Annotated in this window: 14 protein-coding genes; 8 read left to right on the forward strand and 6 right to left on the reverse strand. The window is 68.1% G+C overall.

Features of this window, described 5'->3' with window-relative positions; genetic code table 11:
• Positions 1–17 precede the first annotated feature (17 nt).
• The 6 genes from gyrB to dnaA all read right to left on the reverse strand — a co-directional run bounded on the left by gyrB (position 18) and on the right by dnaA (position 9,262).
• Positions 18–2,117, reverse strand: coding sequence for a DNA topoisomerase (ATP-hydrolyzing) subunit B (gene gyrB / locus ACWD4J_RS17850; protein WP_451396317.1), 2,100 nt, complete (start codon positions 2,115–2,117; stop codon positions 18–20).
• Between the two features lie 286 nt (positions 2,118–2,403).
• Positions 2,404–2,979 carry a DUF721 domain-containing protein gene (locus tag ACWD4J_RS17855; protein WP_451396318.1) on the reverse strand — a complete coding sequence of 192 codons (576 nt, stop codon included), beginning with the start codon at positions 2,977–2,979 and terminating at the stop codon, positions 2,404–2,406.
• The gene (gene recF, locus ACWD4J_RS17860; protein WP_451396319.1) at positions 2,976–4,097 is read right to left on the reverse strand and encodes a DNA replication/repair protein RecF; all 1,122 of its coding nucleotides are present in this window, start codon (positions 4,095–4,097) and stop codon (positions 2,976–2,978) included. Before recF ends, ACWD4J_RS17855 begins: the two co-directional genes overlap by 4 nt.
• A gap of 47 nt (positions 4,098–4,144) precedes the next feature.
• Entirely contained in the window at positions 4,145–5,020 is an 876-nt protein-coding gene (gene gnd / locus ACWD4J_RS17865; protein ID WP_451396320.1) for a phosphogluconate dehydrogenase (NAD(+)-dependent, decarboxylating), read from the reverse strand.
• A gap of 137 nt (positions 5,021–5,157) precedes the next feature.
• Positions 5,158–6,288 carry a DNA polymerase III subunit beta gene (dnaN, locus tag ACWD4J_RS17870; RefSeq protein WP_451396321.1) on the reverse strand — a complete coding sequence of 377 codons (1,131 nt, stop codon included), beginning with the start codon at positions 6,286–6,288 and terminating at the stop codon, positions 5,158–5,160.
• Positions 6,289–7,267: 979 nt separating this feature from the next.
• Positions 7,268–9,262, reverse strand: coding sequence for a chromosomal replication initiator protein DnaA (gene dnaA, locus ACWD4J_RS17875; RefSeq protein WP_451396322.1), 1,995 nt, complete (start codon positions 9,260–9,262; stop codon positions 7,268–7,270).
• Between the two features lie 365 nt (positions 9,263–9,627).
• Between dnaA and rpmH the strand changes: the two genes are divergently transcribed.
• The 8 genes from rpmH to ACWD4J_RS17915 all read left to right on the forward strand — a co-directional run bounded on the left by rpmH (position 9,628) and on the right by ACWD4J_RS17915 (position 15,609).
• Complete coding sequence (gene rpmH / locus ACWD4J_RS17880; protein ID WP_005482975.1) at positions 9,628–9,765, forward strand: 50S ribosomal protein L34; 138 nt, start codon at positions 9,628–9,630, stop codon at positions 9,763–9,765.
• Between the two features lie 19 nt (positions 9,766–9,784).
• Positions 9,785–10,156: a ribonuclease P protein component gene (gene rnpA / locus ACWD4J_RS17885; RefSeq protein ID WP_451396323.1), complete on the forward strand. Its 372-nt coding sequence runs from the start codon at positions 9,785–9,787 to the stop codon at positions 10,154–10,156.
• Positions 10,153–10,512, forward strand: a complete 360-nt coding sequence (gene yidD / locus ACWD4J_RS17890) for a membrane protein insertion efficiency factor YidD (protein WP_451396324.1) — start codon at positions 10,153–10,155, stop codon at positions 10,510–10,512. The genes rnpA and yidD overlap by 4 nt, the downstream gene beginning before the upstream one ends.
• Before the next feature lie 3 nt (positions 10,513–10,515).
• Complete coding sequence (yidC, locus tag ACWD4J_RS17895) at positions 10,516–11,808, forward strand: membrane protein insertase YidC (protein ID WP_451396325.1); 1,293 nt, start codon at positions 10,516–10,518, stop codon at positions 11,806–11,808.
• Between the two features lie 12 nt (positions 11,809–11,820).
• A complete protein-coding gene (locus ACWD4J_RS17900; protein ID WP_451396326.1) occupies positions 11,821–12,333 on the forward strand; it encodes a Jag family protein in 513 nt (170 codons plus the stop codon).
• A 106-nt stretch (positions 12,334–12,439) separates the two neighbouring features.
• Positions 12,440–13,156 carry a 16S rRNA (guanine(527)-N(7))-methyltransferase RsmG gene (rsmG, locus tag ACWD4J_RS17905; RefSeq protein WP_351291440.1) on the forward strand — a complete coding sequence of 239 codons (717 nt, stop codon included), beginning with the start codon at positions 12,440–12,442 and terminating at the stop codon, positions 13,154–13,156.
• A gap of 276 nt (positions 13,157–13,432) precedes the next feature.
• Positions 13,433–14,509 carry a ParA family protein gene (locus ACWD4J_RS17910; protein ID WP_451396375.1) on the forward strand — a complete coding sequence of 359 codons (1,077 nt, stop codon included), beginning with the start codon at positions 13,433–13,435 and terminating at the stop codon, positions 14,507–14,509.
• On the forward strand, positions 14,506–15,609 hold the full coding sequence (locus ACWD4J_RS17915) for a ParB/RepB/Spo0J family partition protein (protein WP_451396327.1): 1,104 nt from the start codon (positions 14,506–14,508) through the stop codon (positions 15,607–15,609). Before ACWD4J_RS17910 ends, ACWD4J_RS17915 begins: the two co-directional genes overlap by 4 nt.
• The last annotated feature ends 30 nt before the right edge of the window (positions 15,610–15,639 follow it).

The raw sequence follows: 15,639 nt of genomic DNA on the forward strand, positions 1-15,639 counted from the left end.
GGTCAGCGGTGACCGACTCAGATGTCGAGGAAGCGGACGTCCTTGGCGTTGCGCTGGATGAACTGGCGGCGCGCCTCGACGTCCTCACCCATCAGGACCGAGAACAGGTCGTCGGCCTGGGCGGCGTCGTCGAGGGTGACCTGGCCGAGAACGCGGTGCTCCTGGTCCATCGTCGTGATGCGCAGCTCCTCGGCGTTCATCTCGCCGAGGCCCTTGAAGCGCTGGACCGAGTCGTCCTTGATGCGCTTGCCGTTCTGCCGGCCGAGTTCGATCAGCGCGTCGCGCTCGCGGTCCGAGTACGCGTACTCGAAGTCGTCCCGGCCCCACTTGATCTTGTACAGCGGGGGGCGCGACAGGAACACGTGGCCTGCCTCGACCAGCGGGCGCATGAAGCGGAACAGGAAGGTCAGCAGCAGGGTGTTGATGTGCTGGCCGTCGACGTCGGCGTCCGCCATCAAGATGATCTTGTGATAGCGGAGCTTCTCGATGTCGAAGTCCTCGTGGACTCCGGTGCCGAAGGCGGAGATCAGCGCCTGGATCTCCTGGTTCTGCAGGATCTTGTCGATCCGCGCCTTCTCGACGTTCAGGATCTTGCCTCGGATGGGCAGGATGGCCTGGACCTCGGGGTTGCGGCCGGACTTGGCCGAGCCGCCTGCGGAGTCACCCTCGACGATGAAGATCTCGCACTTGGTGGGGTCGTTCGACTGGCAGTCGGAGAGCTTGCCCGGCAGGGACGCCGACTCCAGAAGGCCCTTGCGGCGCGTGAGGTCCCGGGCTTTGCGGGCCGCCACGCGCGCGGTGGCCGCCTGGATGCCCTTGCGGACGATGTCCGCGGCCTCGTTCGGGTTGCGGTCCAGCCAGTCGTTGAGGTGCTCGTAGACCGCCTTCTGCACGAAGGTCTTCGCCTCCGTGTTGCCCAACTTGGTCTTCGTCTGGCCCTCGAACTGCGGCTCGCTGAGCTTGACCGAGATGATCGCGGTCAGACCCTCGCGGATGTCGTCGCCCGTGAGGTTGTCGTCCTTCTCGCGCAGCAGCTTCTTGTCGCGCGCGTACTTGTTGATGAGGCTCGTGAGGGCCGCGCGGAAGCCCTCTTCGTGCGTACCGCCCTCGTGGGTGTGGATGATGTTGGCGAAGGAGTACACGCCCTCGCTGTAGCCGCTGTTCCACTGCATCGCGACCTCGAGGGACAGGCTCTTGTCCTTGTCCTCGGCCTCGAGGTCGATCACCGTCTGGTGCACCACGTCTCCCTTGCGGGAGTTGAGGTACTTCACGAAGTCGACGATGCCGCCCTCGTAGTGGTACGTGACGGTCTTGACCTCGGCCTTCTCGTCGGCGCCCGCCTCGTCCGCACCGGAGGTGGCCTTCGCCGACTCGCGCTCGTCGGTGAGTTTGATCGTCAAACCCTTGTTGAGGAACGCCATCTCCTGGAAACGCCGCGACAGCGTCTCGAAGGAGTACTCCGTGGTCTCGAAGATGTCGCCGTCGGCCCAGAAGGTGACCGACGTGCCGGTCTCTTCGGTGGCCTCGTGCTGGGCCAGCGGCGCCGTAGGGACGCCCAGCTTGTAGTCCTGCGTCCAGCGGTGGCCGTCGGTCCTGACCTCGACGGCGACCTTCGAGGACAGCGCGTTCACGACGGAGACGCCCACGCCGTGCAGACCACCGGAGACCGCGTAGCCGCCGCCGCCGAACTTGCCGCCCGCGTGCAGGACGGTCAGCACGACCTCGATGGCCGGCTTGCCCTCGGAGGGGACGATGCCGACCGGGATGCCTCGGCCGTTGTCGACGACGCGGACGCCGCCGTCGGCGAGGATCGTCACGTCGATCGTGTCTGCGTGCCCGGCCAGGGCCTCGTCGACGGAGTTGTCGACGACCTCGTACACAAGATGGTGCAGGCCTCGCTCACCGGTCGAGCCGATGTACATGCCGGGGCGCTTGCGGACCGCGTCCAGACCCTCGAGGACGGTGATGGCGCTGGCGTCGTACGACGAGCCTGCGGCGCCCGGCGACCCGTTGGGGCCCCCGGCGGGCAGCTCGCCGGACGCGCCGGCGGCAGTGGACGGAATGTTCTCGTTGGGGTTGCCGGAATCGGCCACGAAGCGCCCTTTCTGGCACAGCACAAGCCAAGCTCCCGGTGGCGGCCGGAGCGGCTGCGGCGTGATGCGGTGGTAAGCCTTGTTCAGCTCTTGCTCAGCTTTGCCCGTTCGGTCCCCGCGAGCGGGGCGGGATTGTCACCCAGTCTACCGGTAGCGCCGACAGTGATGGGGGTTTGCCGGTACCTGAGTCCGCATGTGCCGCCCTGAACCGGTCTCGGCCGACTCCCCATATACGGAGCAGGGCTCCAAGAGGCTCACAGCGGCACTCAGCGCTTCGAGGTGTCAACCCCCCGCTACCGTCCGGGCGAGGTCAGCCGTATGTGTCGCCGGGGCCCGTGCTGCCCGGGGCGCGCAAGGGGCCGAAGCGCCTGGTGGGACCGCCGGGGCCCTGGACCTTGATGAGCTTCACGGTGCCGTGGCCGAGGTCCTCGTTGAGGCGCGCCACCAGCTGCGGAGCCAGCAGCCGCAGCTGCGTCGCCCAGGCCGTGGAGTCGCAGACGACCGTCAGGACGCGCTCGTCCTCGTCGTACCGCTGGGGCACGCAGTGCCTGGCCAGGTCCGCGCCGACGATCTGGGGCCAGCGGCCCATGACACCGCCGACGGCGGCCGGGGTCTCCCAGCCGCGCTCGGTGATCAGCCGGTTGATGGCGGCGCCCAGCGCCATGGGGTCGCGGCCGTCGGCGCGCGCGCCGGAGCGCAGGCCGCCTTTTCTGGCCTGTTTCTTCTGCTGTGCGGCGGCGCCACGCGCGCGTGCCTGCTCCTTCGCCGCGCGCAGGGCAACGCGGGCGAGGTCCACGCCGCTGGGTTCGGGCACTTTCGCTCCGGGCTCCGCGGGCCGCCCGTCATCGGGGGCCCCGGCCGCACCACCGGATGTGATATCACTCATACCCGCTCCACGGTGCCCTCGGACACCACATAGCGTGCGCCGGTCAGTACGTGGGGTACGTCGTCGTCGACCGCGGCCGTGACGAGCACCTGCTCGCCCGGGGCGACGAGCTCCGCGAGCCGGTCCCGGCGTCTGGCGTCCAGCTCGGCGAACACGTCGTCGAGGACGAGCACCGGCTCGGCGCCCTCGGCCCGCAGCAGGTCGTACGAGGCGAGGCGCAGGGCCAGCGCGAACGACCACGATTCCCCGTGGCTCGCGTATCCCTTCGCGGGCAGCTGGCCGAGTTTGAGCAGCAGATCATCCCGGTGCGGGCCCACCAGGGTCACGCCCCGCTCGATCTCCTGTTTGCGCACCTCGCCGAGCGCGGCCATCAGCTGTTCGTACAGCTCTTCGCGCGTGTGGCCCTCACCGGGCGCGGACGGCTTGTACTCCAGCGCGACCGGACCGCCGCCGGGCGCCAGCTGCTCGTACGCCTTGTCGGCCAGCGGCTGCAGCATCGCTATGAGGTCGAGCCGCTGGGCGAGGAGCTCTGCGCCCGCGCGAGCGAGGTGCTGGTCCCATACGTCGAGTGTGGAGAGGTCCAGGGAGCGGCCGCCGTGCCGGCGGGCGAGCGCGGCCGTCTTGAGGAGGGTGTTGCGCTGCTTGAGGACGCGGTCATAGTCGGAGCGCACCCCGGCCATGCGCGGGGCGCGCGCGGTGATCAGCTCGTCGAGGAAGCGCCGGCGCTCTCCGGGGTCGCCCTTGACGAGCGCCAGGTCCTCGGGGGCGAACAGCACGGTACGCACGATGCCAAGCACATCACGGGGTCTGACCTGCGAGGATCTGTTGATCCTGGCGCGGTTGGCCTTGCCGGGGTTGAGCTCGAGCTCGACGAGCTGCTGCCGCTCTCCCTGCCGTACGGCGGCCCGGATGATCGCGCGCTCGGCTCCCATACGGACCAGCGGGGCGTCCGACGAGACACGGTGGCTGCCGAGCGTCGCCAGATAGCCGACGGCTTCGACGAGGTTCGTCTTGCCCTGCCCGTTCGGGCCGACGAACGCGGTGACGCCCGGGTCGAGCGGGACCTCGACCCGGGCGTACGAGCGGAAGTCGGCCAGCGACAGATGCGTGACGTGCATGGTCGTTCGCCGTCCCCCAGGGTGTTTCGGGTGTTGCTCGGTACTGCTTACGCCTTCTCGACCGCGTGGCCGCCGAACTGGTTGCGCAGGGCCGCGATCATCTTCATCTGCGGGGAGTCCTCCTGGCGCGAGGCGAAGCGGGCGAACAGCGACGCGGTGATCGCCGGCAGCGGAACCGCGTTGTCGATGGCGGCCTCCACCGTCCACCGGCCCTCGCCGGAGTCCTGTGCATAGCCCTTGAGCTGCTCCAGGTGCTCGTCCTCGTCGAGGGCGTTGACCGCGAGGTCGAGCAGCCAGGAGCGGATGACCGTGCCCTCCTGCCAGGAACGGAAGACCTCGCGGACGTCGGTGACCGAGTCCACGGCCTCCAGCAGCTCCCAGCCCTCGGCGTAGGCCTGCATCATCGCGTACTCGATGCCGTTGTGGACCATCTTCGCGAAGTGGCCGGCACCCACCTTGCCCGCGTGCACCGAGCCGAATTCGCCCTCCGGCTTCAGTGCGTCGAAGATCGGCTGCACCTTGGCGACGTTCTCCTTGTCGCCGCCGTACATCAGCGCATAGCCGTTCTCCAGGCCCCACACACCGCCGGAGACGCCGCAGTCGACGAAGCCGATGCCCTTGATGCCCAGCTCGACGGCGTGCTTCTCGTCGTCCGTCCAGCGGGAGTTGCCGCCGTCCACGACGACGTCGCCCGGCTCCAGCAGGGCGGCCAGCTCGTCGATGGTGGACTGGGTCGCGGCACCGGCCGGGACCATCACCCACACCACACGCGGGCCCTTGAGCTTGCCCACAAGCTCTTCGAGGCTGTGGACATCGGCGAGTTCCGGGTTGCGGTCGTATCCGATGACGGTGTGACCTGCGCGGCGGATCCGCTCGCGCATGTTGCCGCCCATCTTGCCGAGGCCGACGAGACCGAGCTCCATCAGTGGTTCCTTCACTTAGCGAGGTGGCTTTCCGGCACTTTCGTACCCGCGTCCGAGCCTACGCCCGGACTCGCGTGCACACCTGTGGGCTCAGCCGCTCAGGCGATCCCACCTGCGGTGATGCACGCTCGCGGCGATCAACCCGAGAGCCGGACCGGCATGATCAGGTACTTGTACGCCTCGTCCGCCTCGGCGTCCACGGCCGGCTTGCCGCTGAGCAGGGCCGGCTTGGTGGACGTCGTGAAGGAGAGCTGGGCCACCGGGGAGTCGATGGCGCTCAGGCCGTCCAGCAGGAACGTCGGGTTGAAGGCGATCGAGATGTCGTCGCCCTCCAGCTGGGCGTCCACCCTCTCCACAGCCTGTGCATCGTCGCTGGAGCCGGCCTCCAGGGTGAGCACACCCTGCTCGAAGCTCAGCCGCACCGGCGTGTTCCGCTCGGCCACGAGCGCCACACGCTTGACCGCCTCGACGAACGGGCCGGTCTCGATGACGGCGACCGAGTTGAACTCCGTCGGGAAGAGCGTGCGGTACTTCGGGAGGTCTCCCTCCAGCAGACGCGTCGTCGTACGCCGTCCGGCGCCCTCGAAACCGATCAGGCCCTCGCCGGCGCCCGAGCCGGACAGCGCCAGCGTCACGACGTCGCCGCTGGTCAGCGCCTTGGCGGTGTCCAGGAGCGTCTTGGCGGGGACCAGGGCGACCGCGGAGGCGTCCGGGTTCTCCGGCTTCCACAGGAACTCGCGGACCGCGAAGCGGTAGCGGTCGGTGGAGGCCAGCGTGACCGTGTCGCCCTCGATCTCGATGCGCACACCGGTGAGGACGGGGAGCGTGTCGTCACGGCCGGCGGCGATGGCCACCTGGGCGGCCGCGGAGGCGAAGACCTCGCCGGGGACCGTGCCCGTCGCGTTCGGCATCTGCGGCAGGGACGGGTACTCCTCCACAGGCAGGGTGTGGAGTGTGAACCGGGACGAGCCGCAGACCACGGTCGCCCGTACACCGTCTGTGGAAATCTCCACCGGGCGGTTGGGGAGGGCGCGGGAGATGTCGGCGAGGAGTCGGCCGGAGACGAGCACCGTGCCCTCCTCCTCGACCTCGGCCTCCACCGAGACGCGCGCCGACACCTCGTAGTCGAAGCTGGACAGGCTCAGCGCGCCGTCCTCGGCCTTCAGCAGAAGGCCCGCGAGGACGGGCGCAGGCGGACGGGCCGGAAGGCTGCGCGCCGCCCAGGCCACCGCCTCCGCGAGTACGTCGCGTTCCACCCGGATCTTCACCGTAAGCCGCCTCCTGCTGTTGCCGGCGCTCTCGCCTGCTCGCTTCGTCGTCTCGCTCGGTGTCGCTCGGCCCTCGGGAGGGAAGGACACCGGGAGACCAGTCTGACGCACCGCACTGACAGCTGGTGCCTCTCGGGGTCAAGTCGTACCGGGCGGCACCGGAGCACCGGACCGCGAGTTGTGCACAGGCCCCCCTTCGAAGCGAATTCCCCGGTCTATCTAGTCGGGAGTAGTAGTAGGGGCTGTGGAAACCGTGGATAACCGCGAATGCGCAGGTCAGGGGCTGTTTTCTATCCACCGGGCCTGTGGGTGGGGGCGGTGGACAACCGGGGGCAGCTGTGGACGGGGAAAAGTTCTGCACACCCGATGCACAGGACGGGGCGACTTCTCCCCAGCGCCGTCCCCAGCTTTACCCACGTTCCCCACAGCCCAATCCGGCACCTCGATGTGACGCCTTTCACTCGTGCCGGTGAGAGCGTGCGTCGTGTTGCCGAACAGTGGACAGGCATGTGGAGAAGCTGGGGAAAGCTGGGGACAACGCCCCTCTTCCTGTGGGCTGACGGTGGACAACGTCTTGGCCGTCCTGTGGATCAATTTCTTGTCCACAGTCTGTGGAGACCGTTCATCCACGAATCCACAGGCCCCTGGCCTGGTTCGATGGTCTCTCAACAACCTCCTCTGTGGACACGATCTGGACAACTCCGCAGTCCCCAGGGTGTGGAGGAAGGAAAGCCCTCGTTTCTGTGGAGAAGGGGCGGGACGGACCCTTGAATCGAACAGGGGGCTAACCCATGGAGTCCGCCCGGGAGCCGAGCGACGGCCGTGGAACGACGAAGGGCGCCCCGGGAACTCGTCCCTGGACGCCCTGCACGCGCGCGTGCGCGCCGCCGTCGGATCTCTGTGAGCCGTGCGTCAGCCACTTCCTGAGCGTGCCGTCAGACGCTCGTGAGCGTGCCCGTCAGTGCTCGTGACCGTGCGGTCAGCCGTTCTTGATGCGGTTCGTGAGCTCGGTGACCTGGTTGTAGATGGAGCGGCGCTCGGCCATGAGCGCGCGGATCTTGCGGTCCGCGTGCATCACCGTCGTATGGTCCCGGCCGCCGAACTGCGCGCCGATCTTCGGCAGCGACAGATCGGTGAGCTCACGGCAGAGATACATCGCGATCTGCCGGGCCGTCACCAGCACGCGGCTGCGCGAGGATCCGCACAGGTCCTCGACCGTCAGCCCGAAGTAGTCGGCGGTCGCAGCCATGATCGCGGTCGCCGTGATCTCCGGTGCCGAGTCCTCGCCGCCGGGGATCAGGTCCTTGAGGACGATCTCCGTCAGACCGAGGTCCACGGGCTGACGGTTGAGCGAGGCGAACGCCGTCACCCGGATCAGCGCACCCTCCAGCTCGCGGATGTTGCGCGAGATGCGGGACGCGATGAACTCCAGCACCTCCGGAGGCGCGTTGAGCTGCTCCTGCACCGCCTTCTTGCGGAGGATCGCGATACGCGTCTCCAGTTCGGGCGGCTGGACGTCGGTGATCAGACCCCACTCGAAGCGGTTGCGCAGCCGGTCCTCCAGGGTCACCAGCTGCTTGGGCGGCCGGTCCGAGGACAGCACGATCTGCTTGTTCGCGTTGTGGAGCGTATTGAAGGTGTGGAAGAACTCCTCCTGCGTCGACTCCTTCTCCGCGAGGAACTGGATGTCGTCGACCAGCAGGATGTCCATCTCGCGGTAGCGCTTGCGGAAGCTGTCGCCCTTGCCGTCGCGGATGGAGTTGATGAACTCGTTGGTGAACTCCTCGGAGCTCACGTAGCGCACGCGTGTGCCCGGGTAGAGGCTGCGCGCGTAGTGCCCGATCGCATGCAGCAGGTGCGTTTTGCCGAGCCCTGAATCCCCGTAGATGAAGAGGGGGTTGTAGGCCTTCGCGGGCGCCTCTGCGACGGCGACGGCAGCGGCGTGCGCGAAGCGGTTGGAGGCGCCGATCACGAACGTGTCGAACAGGTACTTGGGATTCAGGCGCGCTGTGGGCTCGCCGGGGCCGGTCGCGGGCGCCGGCTGCGCGGCCAGCGGGCCGGGGGCACCGCTCGGCGCCGGCAGCGCGGAACCGCCGGGCCCGCCGCCGTGCATACCGTGGCCTCCGGGCCCGGTGCGGCCACCGTGCCCGGCCGGCCCCGACTGCCTGTCCGGAAGATCATGGCGGGCGCGCTGCTCGTACTCGGAGCGCTGCTGCTCGTACTGAGGGCGTTCCGAGTCGTACTGCGCGCGCTCCGTCTCGTAACGCTGCCGGTCCGACTCATACGGTGTCCGGTCCGGTTCGTACGGCTCGTACGGGGAGCGGTCACCCGGCTGCGAGCGGTAGTCGTGCTGAGGCGCTGACGACGGTGTCGCGTACGGGTCGCGGTCGGGAAAGCCGAGCCGCGGCTGCTGCCAGCCGTACTCGTCCTGAGCCGGGCGCGGCCAGGCACCGGGCTCGGGCCGCTGATAGTCGCCCGGGTAGGCGGGGCGGACGGACGGGAGCTGTTCCGGGCGGCCGCCCGGCAGCTGATCGCGGAGGCCCCCTGTGTGATCGTCGGAGGGATTCCGGCCGTACCCGTCGTACGCCTCGCGGCCCTGGCCGGCGGAGGGAAGCTCGGGTTCCTCGTAGCGCTGCGGTGCAGCACCCCCCGCCCGGGCGGCATCACGGGTGGAGGAAGGCGGGGCCGGCGGCTCGCCCGCGGAGTCGTCGACCGTGATCGCGATACGGATGGGCCGGCCGCACTCGCGGCTCAGCGTCTCGCTCACGACGGGTGCGAGACGGCCCTCGAGAACGCCCTTGGCGAATTCGTTCGGTACGGCGAGCAGCGCGGTGTCGGCGACGAGCGCCAGCGGCTGACACCGCCTGATCCAGTGCTCGTCCTTCGCCTCGACGCCCTGACCGCGGCCCTCCCCGAGGAGTTGTTCCAGTACTCGTGGCCACACTGCGGCAAGATCGGCAGGTACGTCAGCCACAGGGCACGCTCTCTCACGGGTCCCACGAACGTGTGGTTCTCGGGACGGGTCGGGATGTGAATCGGGGGGGAAGGGGAACGAATCGGAGTCCAGCCACGGTAGTCAGGGCGGCCGGTACGGTTCAAGTTGTTGTCCCCAGCCTGTGGACAGTGTCCCTCAGGTGCCGCTGGTTTGACCGGATGGCGTAGCCCCGCGTACCGTAACCAGGTCGAGTTGTCGATGGCTGCTGCCGCCTGCCTCCGATGGGCACAGATCACGATCAGTGATCGGGAAGCGGTGCACTCGGGCGTATTGCGAGCTACTCGTGGGCGCACGGTGACAGCCAGGCGACACCCCGCCCACCCGATTTTTTCTGGAGCCCCCGAGTGAGCAAGCGCACCTTCCAGCCGAACAACCGTCGTCGCGCGAAGACCCACGGCTTCCGCCTGCGGATGCGCACCCGTGCCGGCCGCGCGATTCTCGCGAACCGCCGCAGCAAGGGTCGCGCCAGCCTGTCCGCCTGATCACACAGGTCATGACGTCGTGCTGCCTACCGACAATCGGCTGAGGCGGCGCGAGGACTTCGCGACCGCGGTACGCCGAGGACGCCGGGCCGGACGCCCGCTTCTCGTCGTCCATCTACGCAGCGGTGCAACGGACCCGCACGCGCCTGGGGAGAGTGTCTTCCCGTCGCGTGCGGGTTTCGTCGTGAGCAAGGCAGTGGGTGGTGCGGTCGTCCGCAACACGGTGAAGCGCAGACTTCGCCATCTGATGCGTGATCGGTTGGCTCAGCTGCCCCCCGGTAGCCTGGTAGTCGTACGAGCGCTGCCCGGTGCGGGTGACGCCGACCATGCACAGCTGGCCCGAGACCTGGATGCCGCCTTTCAAAGACTGCTGGGAGGGGGCGCGCGATGAAGTACCCGCTGCTGGTTCTCATCAAGCTCTACCAGTGGACGATCAGTCCGCTGCTGGGGCCGGTGTGCAAGTACTACCCGTCGTGTTCCCACTACGGCTACCAGGCCATCGACCGGCATGGTGCGATCAAGGGAACGGCACTCACTGCCTGGCGCATTCTGCGGTGCAATCCGTGGTCGCTCGGCGGTGTCGACCATGTTCCTCCGCGCAAGCGTCCGCGGTGGCACGAAATGCTGCGCAACGCATGGCGCGAACGCAAGGGCGGGACCTCCGCCGAGGGCGTGCCTTCCATAGGGCACCGTCCTGACCCCTCGAGCTCGGCCGCCGAGACCCCGTCCCATGCTCAAGGAGCTTGATTAGTGGACACGATTGCCAGTCTGTTCAGCTTTATCACGACACCCGTTTCCTGGGTCATCGTCCAGTTCCACAAGATGTACGGCGCGATCTTCGGCGCCGACACCGGGTGGGCCTGGGGCCTGTCCATCGTGTCCCTGGTGATCCTGATCCGCATCTGCTTGATCCCGCTCTTCGTGAAGCAGATCAAGTCGACGCGCGCGATGCAGACGCTCCAGCCGGAGATGAAGAAGATCCAGGAGCGCTACAAGAACGACAAGCAGCGCCAGTCCGAAGAGATGATGAAGCTGTACAAGGAGACGGGTACCAACCCGCTCTCCTCGTGCCTTCCCATCCTGGCGCAGTCGCCGTTCTTCTTCGCCCTGTACCACGTGCTCAGCGCCATCGCGACGGGCAAGACCATCGGCGTCATCAACGAGCCGCTGCTCGCCAGCGCCCGTAAGGCGCACATCTTCGGCGCCCCGCTCGCGGCGAAGTTCACGGACAGCGCGGACAAGGTCGCCCAGCTCGGCGCCACGCTGACCGACGTCCGCGTGGTCACCGCGATCATGATCGTCCTGATGTCGGCGTCGCAGTTCTACACGCAGCGCCAGCTGATGACGAAGAACGTCGACACCACGGTGAAGACGCCGTTCATGCAGCAGCAGAAGATGCTGATGTACGTCTTCCCGGTCATGTTCGCTGTCTTCGGTATCAACTTCCCGGTCGGTGTCCTCGTCTACTGGCTGACCACGAACGTGTGGACCATGGGCCAGCAGATGTACGTCATCCACAACAACCCGACCCCGGGTTCCAAGGCCCAGGCTGCCTACCTGGAGCGTCTGACCAAGCACGTCACGCACCACGGCAAGGTCCGTCGCCGCAGCGAGCGCACCATCGTCAAGGCGATCGTCGCCAAGGGCCGCGACCGCAACGAGTACGAGCGCAAGTTCATCAACGGCCTGAGCAAGGCCGGCCTTGCCGCGCAGACCGACGGCACCGTGGCGGTGAGCGAGACCACGGTGGCCGCAGAGTCGGGCGACGGGGTTACTTCGGCCGGTGCTGCCGGCGCCGCTCCGAAGCGTCAGCAGCCCAAGCGCCAGTCCAAGTCCCAGCGCCAGTCCGGCGGGTCCCAGGCGGCCCCCAAGGCCGAGGCTGAGGCCGCCCCCAAGGCGTCGCTGGAGAAGAAGGACGAGCCTGAGGACGCCGCTCCCCAGGACAAGCCGGCGGGCAGCCAGTCCGGCGCCGGTACCGAACGCCAAGCCAAGTCCGGACAGCGCAAGGGTCCGCAGCGGCCCAAGCACCCGTCCAAGAAGTAAGGAGTCCATCCCGTGACGGAAGGCACCACCTCCGCCGCTCCTGAGGGTGGCGACACCCTGACCCGCCTTGAGCAGGAGGGTGAGATCGCGGCGGACTACCTCGAGGGTCTGCTGGACATCGCCGACCTCGACGGTGACATCGACATGGACGTCGAGGCCGACCGGGCCGCTGTCTCGATCGTCAGCGACACGGGCAGTCGGGACCTGCAGAAGCTGGTCGGCCGTGACGGCGAGGTGCTCGAGGCTCTGCAGGAGCTGACCCGCCTCGCGGTGCACCGCGAGACCGGCGATCGCAGCCGGCTGATGCTGGACATCGCCGGCTACCGCGCGAAGAAGCGTGAGGAGCTCTCCGAGCTGGGCGCCAAGGCCGCGGCCGAGGTCAAGAGCACCGGTGAAGCCGTGAAGCTCCGGCCGATGACCCCCTTCGAGCGCAAGGTCGTGCACGATGCGGTCAAGGCCGCAGGCCTGCGCAGCGAGTCGGAGGGCGAGGAGCCCCAGCGCTTCGTCGTCGTACTCCCTGCCTGATCGGCACCCTGTTGTCCCGGCCCCGTCTGTTCGCAGGCGGGGCCGGTCTTTGTCAGCCTGATAGTCAGCAGCCATTGCGGTAGTGCGGTACGGAAGGACGGTCCCCGTGACGGAGGCAGCGGAGCTCCCCCCGGCGCCGGAGCAGGCCCGGGCGGTATTCGGAGATCGCTTCGCGGACGCGGTGCGGTACGCGGAGTTGCTTGCCGATACGGGAGTGCAGCGCGGTCTCATCGGTCCTCGTGAGGTCCCCCGGCTGTGGGAACGGCACCTGCTGAACTGTGCCGTGCTGTCCGAGGTCGTGCCCGAGGGCGTGACGGTCTGCGACGTGGGTTCCGGCGCGGGGCTCCCCGGTATCCCGCTGGCCCTCGTCCGGCCGGACCTGAAGATCACGCTTCTTGAGCCGCTGCTGCGGCGCACGAACTTCCTCACCGAAGTGGTCGAGCTGCTGGGCCTTGACCATGTGACGGTCGTGCGCGGCCGGGCCGAGGAGGTCCTCGGCAAGCTGCCCCCCGTCCATGTGGTCACTGCACGGGCCGTCGCGCCACTGGACCGGCTGGCGGCATGGGGCGTTCCCCTGCTGCGCCCGTACGGAGAGATGCTCGCCCTGAAGGGCGACACCGCCGAGGAAGAGGTCAAGAGCGCAGGGGCGGCCCTGAGCAAGCTCGGTGCGGTCGACGTCTCGGTCCTGCACGTAGGGGACGGCGTGGTGGATCCGCCCTCCACAGTGGTGCGTGTCGAGGTCGGTGAGAGTCCGGGTGGCGTACGGTTCGCCGCCAAGCGGGCCAAGGCTGCCCGGACGGGGCGGTCTCGGCGCCGCCGCTGACCCGTCCTGGCGCGTGCTGACGGTTGGCCCGTACTCCACACAAGCTGCCAAACCGGTGCAAGCCGGAGTGTCGTGCAGGCCCTGACCGGGCCGCTATGCATCGTGTTTCACGTGAAACGTCGCTCACTGCTGCATGGCATCATCAGTCGCGGCCGCGCTGCTGCCGAACCGCGCGACCGTCGGCCTCTCGGGTCCCTCGGAAGTGGCACGGAGTTTTCCACAGACGTGGAATCCTCCACAGAAGACCGGGCCTCGCTGGTTCATGACCCCGAAAGCATGGGAGGCTCTGTTCATTGCGAGCCTGTAGTCGAGGAGAGTGAATCGTTGCGGTCCGACGCCAACATCGCAGGGCCGATGACCGACCCGGTCCCCGGTCCCCGTACCGAACCCACGGGGGAGGATGTTTCACGTGAAACACCACCCCCGATGGACGACACGCCGATCGGTCGTGCTGCCCAACTAGCGGTGGAGGCTCTGGGCCGCGCCGGTGAGGGCCTGCCGAGGCCTGCGGAGACCCGGGTCATGGTGGTCGCCAACCAGAAGGGCGGCGTCGGGAAGACCACAACGACGGTGAACCTCGCCGCCTCGCTTGCTCTGCACGGCGGACGCGTCCTGGTGGTCGACCTCGACCCCCAGGGCAACGCATCGACTGCGCTCGGAATCGACCACCATGCCGAAGTTCCGTCCATCTATGACGTGTTGGTCGAGAGCAAGCCGCTCTCCGAAGTCGTCCAGCCGGTGCCCGATGTCGAGGGTCTCTTCTGTGCGCCCGCCACGATCGATCTCGCCGGTGCGGAGATCGAGCTGGTGTCGCTGGTGGCGCGGGAGAGCCGGCTGCAGAGGGCGATCCAGGCGTATGAGCAGCCACTGGACTACATCCTCATCGACTGCCCGCCGTCTCTGGGGCTTCTGACGGTCAACGCCCTCGTGGCGGGTGCCGAGGTGCTGATCCCGATCCAGTGTGAGTACTACGCGCTGGAGGGGCTGGGCCAGCTTCTGCGCAATGTCGACCTGGTGCGCGGACACCTCAACCCTGACCTGCACGTTTCGACGATCCTCCTCACCATGTACGACGGCCGGACCCGACTGGCCTCTCAAGTGGCGGAAGAGGTACGCAATCACTTCGGTGAAGAGGTTCTTCGCACGAGCATCCCGCGCTCCGTGCGTATCTCCGAGGCGCCGAGCTATGGGCAGACAGTGCTGACATACGATCCAGGGTCGAGCGGTGCTCTCTCGTACCTGGAGGCGGCGCGGGAGATCGCGCTGCGCGGGGTGGGCATCCACTACGACGCACAGCATGCCCACCTGGGCGCTCAGAATGATCAGCAGAATTTGGCGGAGGGGATCCAGTGAGTGAGCGACGAAGGGGTCTGGGGCGTGGCCTCGGCGCCCTGATCCCAGCGGCCCCGACAGGCGAGAAGCCGATGCCCCCGGCAGCGAATGGAGCACCGGCCGCATCCTCCACCGTGCCTGTCCTGATCGCGGAACGGGGCGTGCCGGCCGCGAAGGTGGCCACGCTGGCTCAGCAGGGCTCTGTTTCACATGAAACAGCGGAGCCGTCGGACGCTGCGGAGGATTCTCTGCAGAGCCCGGCCGGAGCTCACTTCGCCGAACTGCCCCTCGACTCCATCACGCCGAACCCGCGGCAGCCTCGCGAGGTCTTCGACGAGGACGCCCTGGCTGAGCTCGTCACCTCGATCAAGGAGGTCGGGCTTCTCCAGCCGGTCGTCGTACGGCAGCTGGCGCCCTCCCGCTACGAGCTCATCATGGGCGAGCGCCGCTGGCGCGCCTGCCGTGAGGCCGGACTGGACGCCATCCCGGCGATTGTTCGGGCCACAGATGACGAGAAGCTCCTCCTGGACGCGCTGCTGGAAAACCTTCACCGTGCCCAGCTGAACCCGCTGGAAGAGGCCGCCGCCTACGACCAGCTGCTCAAGGACTTCAACTGCACGCATGATCAGCTGGCGGATCGGATCGGCCGGTCCCGTCCGCAGGTCTCCAACACACTCCGGCTGCTGAAGCTCTCGCCGGCCGTGCAGCGCAGGGTCGCCGCCGGCGTGCTCTCCGCGGGACATGCGCGTGCACTGCTGTCCGTGGAGGACTCGGAGGAGCAGGACAGGCTGGCGCATCGGATTGTGGCCGAGGGGCTCTCCGTGCGGGCTGTCGAGGAGATCGTGACCCTGATGGGTTCGCGGCCGAAGAGCACGGCGAGGTCCAAGGGGCCGCGTGCCGGAAGCCGGGTCTCGCCCGCGCTGAGCGACCTCGCCACGCGTCTCTCGGACCGTTTTGAGACGCGGGTGAAGGTGGACCTGGGCCAGAAGAAGGGCAAGATCGTCGTCGAGTTCGCTTCGATGGACGACCTGGAGCGCATTCTTGGAACCCTTGCCCCGGGGGAAGGACCGGTTCTGCCGCACGGCCTCACCGCGGACGCATCCGAGGAAACGGAAGACTGAGCGCTCTCCACGAAGGCTGAGGGCTCTCCA

This window comes from Streptomyces sp. NPDC002577 (genome assembly GCF_053594815.1).

What these genes read in the sequence shown, in the direction of transcription:
- recF (WP_451396319.1), bottom strand. Translation starts at nt 4,097, where the DNA reads ATGCACGTCACGCATCTGTCGCTGGCCGACTTCCGCTCGTACGCCCGG.
- yidD (WP_451396324.1), top strand. Translation starts at nt 10,153, where the DNA reads ATGAAGTACCCGCTGCTGGTTCTCATCAAGCTCTACCAGTGGACGATC.
- ACWD4J_RS17855 (WP_451396318.1), bottom strand. Translation starts at nt 2,979, where the DNA reads ATGAGTGATATCACATCCGGTGGTGCGGCCGGGGCCCCCGATGACGGG.
- gnd (WP_451396320.1), bottom strand. Translation starts at nt 5,020, where the DNA reads ATGGAGCTCGGTCTCGTCGGCCTCGGCAAGATGGGCGGCAACATGCGC.
- ACWD4J_RS17910 (WP_451396375.1), top strand. Translation starts at nt 13,433, where the DNA reads ATGGGAGGCTCTGTTCATTGCGAGCCTGTAGTCGAGGAGAGTGAATCG.